We start from the raw sequence: 2,788 nt of genomic DNA, 5'->3' as shown, positions 1-2,788 counted from the left end.
CGTTCCGCTAATCTCAAAGCCACTTAAGGGCTAGTCCCCGTTCGCTCGCCACTACTAAGGGAATCTCGGTTGATTTCTTTTCCTCAGGGTACTTAGATGTTTCAGTTCCCCTGGTTCGCCTCTTAAGCCTATGTATTCAGCTTAAGATAACCATCTTATGATGGCTGGGTTCCCCCATTCAGACATCTCCGGATCAAAGTCTGTTTGCCGACTCCCCGAAGCTTTTCGCAGGCTACCACGTCTTTCATCGCCTCTGACTGCCAAGGCATCCACCGTATGCGCTTCTTCACTTGACCATATAACCCCAAGCAATCTGGTTATACTGTGAAGACGACATTCGCCGAAAATTCGCAATTTAACTCACAAATTTTACCTTAGCCTGATCCCACACCAGTGAAAGTGTGGTCCAGTCTATCTTTCTATCACATACCCAAATTTTTAAAGAACGATCTAATCCAAAGACTAGAAATCAACATTCACCATCGTCACGATGGAATGCTCATTTCTAAGCTTTCAACAAACAGAAGCAGTAGTGGTGGAGCCAAACGGGATCGAACCGTTGACCTCCTGCGTGCAAGGCAGGCGCTCTCCCAGCTGAGCTATGGCCCCGTATTTCTACAGGTTCCCACACAAAATTGGTGGGTCTGGGCAGATTCGAACTGCCGACCTCACCCTTATCAGGGGTGCGCTCTAACCAACTGAGCTACAGACCCAATTTCGAGCTTTAAGGCCGACCTCACCCTGCTCTTTACCACAGAGCATGGGGTGCGCTCCAACCAACTAAGCTACAACCTGTTAGGGCTGCTTCTTATCGTCTTCTTCAATGAATCAAGCAATTCGTGTGGGAGCTTATGGAGCAGCTGATGTCGTCGATTAAGGAGGTGATCCAGCCGCAGGTTCCCCTACGGCTACCTTGTTACGACTTCACCCCAGTCATGAATCACACCGTGGTAACCGTCCTCCCGAAGGTTAGACTAGCTACTTCTGGTGCAACCCACTCCCATGGTGTGACGGGCGGTGTGTACAAGGCCCGGGAACGTATTCACCGCGACATTCTGATTCGCGATTACTAGCGATTCCGACTTCACGCAGTCGAGTTGCAGACTGCGATCCGGACTACGATCGGTTTTCTGGGATTAGCTCCACCTCGCGGCTTGGCAACCCTCTGTACCGACCATTGTAGCACGTGTGTAGCCCAGGCCGTAAGGGCCATGATGACTTGACGTCATCCCCACCTTCCTCCGGTTTGTCACCGGCAGTCTCCTTAGAGTGCCCACCATTACGTGCTGGTAACTAAGGACAAGGGTTGCGCTCGTTACGGGACTTAACCCAACATCTCACGACACGAGCTGACGACAGCCATGCAGCACCTGTCTCAATGTTCCCGAAGGCACTCCGCTATCTCTAGCAGATTCATTGGATGTCAAGGCCTGGTAAGGTTCTTCGCGTTGCTTCGAATTAAACCACATGCTCCACCGCTTGTGCGGGCCCCCGTCAATTCATTTGAGTTTTAACCTTGCGGCCGTACTCCCCAGGCGGTCAACTTAATGCGTTAGCTGCGCCACTAAGAGCTCAAGGCTCCCAACGGCTAGTTGACATCGTTTACGGCGTGGACTACCAGGGTATCTAATCCTGTTTGCTCCCCACGCTTTCGCACCTCAGTGTCAGTATCAGTCCAGGTGGTCGCCTTCGCCACTGGTGTTCCTTCCTATATCTACGCATTTCACCGCTACACAGGAAATTCCACCACCCTCTACCATACTCTAGCTTGTCAGTTTTGAATGCAGTTCCCAGGTTGAGCCCGGGGATTTCACATCCAACTTAACAAACCACCTACGCGCGCTTTACGCCCAGTAATTCCGATTAACGCTTGCACCCTCTGTATTACCGCGGCTGCTGGCACAGAGTTAGCCGGTGCTTATTCTGTCGGTAACGTCAAAACACTTACGTATTAGGTAAATGCCCTTCCTCCCAACTTAAAGTGCTTTACAATCCGAAGACCTTCTTCACACACGCGGCATGGCTGGATCAGGCTTTCGCCCATTGTCCAATATTCCCCACTGCTGCCTCCCGTAGGAGTCTGGACCGTGTCTCAGTTCCAGTGTGACTGATCATCCTCTCAGACCAGTTACGGATCGTCGCCTTGGTGAGCCATTACCTCACCAACTAGCTAATCCGACCTAGGCTCATCTGATAGCGCAAGGCCCGAAGGTCCCCTGCTTTCTCCCGTAGGACGTATGCGGTATTAGCGTCCGTTTCCGAGCGTTATCCCCCACTACCAGGCAGATTCCTAGGCATTACTCACCCGTCCGCCGCTCGCCACCAGGTACAAGTACCCGTGCTGCCGCTCGACTTGCATGTGTTAGGCCTGCCGCCAGCGTTCAATCTGAGCCATGATCAAACTCTTCAGTTCAAACATCTTTGGGTTTTTAAGAAACCCTAAACTTGGCTCAGCAATCGTTGGTTACATCTTTGATTTCTCGCGGAGTAACTTGTGATGCTGATAATCTTGTTGACTATCAGTCTGACTCCACAAGCACCCACACGAATTGCTTGATTCAGTTGTTAAAGAGCGGTTGGTTAAGATCTTTCGTCTCAACCGAGGCGCGCATTCTACAGCAGCCTCTGTTGCTGTCAAGCGGTTATTTTTCGAAGTTTTCAAAGTTTCCTTTGCAACTTCAACCACTTGCGCTTCCGATCTCTCGTTAGCGGGAGGCGAATTCTACAGCGTTACTCGCTGCTGTCAACACCTCTTTTACACCGCTTTCGACCGAGAAGATCGAATCGT

General features: G+C 51.0%; 2 tRNA genes and 2 rRNA genes. All 4 read right to left on the bottom strand.

Annotated features, from left to right (window positions below):
* Positions 1-296, bottom strand: a 23S ribosomal RNA gene (locus WLY71_RS30265); the annotation flags it as partial.
* Positions 297-533: 237 nt separating this feature from the next.
* Positions 534-609 (bottom strand) — tRNA-Ala (locus WLY71_RS30260).
* A gap of 27 nt (positions 610-636) precedes the next feature.
* Positions 637-713 (bottom strand) — tRNA-Ile (locus tag WLY71_RS30255).
* A gap of 161 nt (positions 714-874) precedes the next feature.
* Positions 875-2,413, bottom strand: a 16S ribosomal RNA gene (locus tag WLY71_RS30250).
* Positions 2,414-2,788 lie beyond the last annotated feature (375 nt).

The sequence above is a fragment of the Pseudomonas rossensis genome, assembly GCF_039888995.1.
In the GTDB taxonomy this organism is placed as follows: Bacteria; Pseudomonadota; Gammaproteobacteria; order Pseudomonadales; family Pseudomonadaceae; genus Aquipseudomonas; species Aquipseudomonas rossensis.
This window is presented reverse-complemented; position numbering and strand designations above follow the sequence as displayed.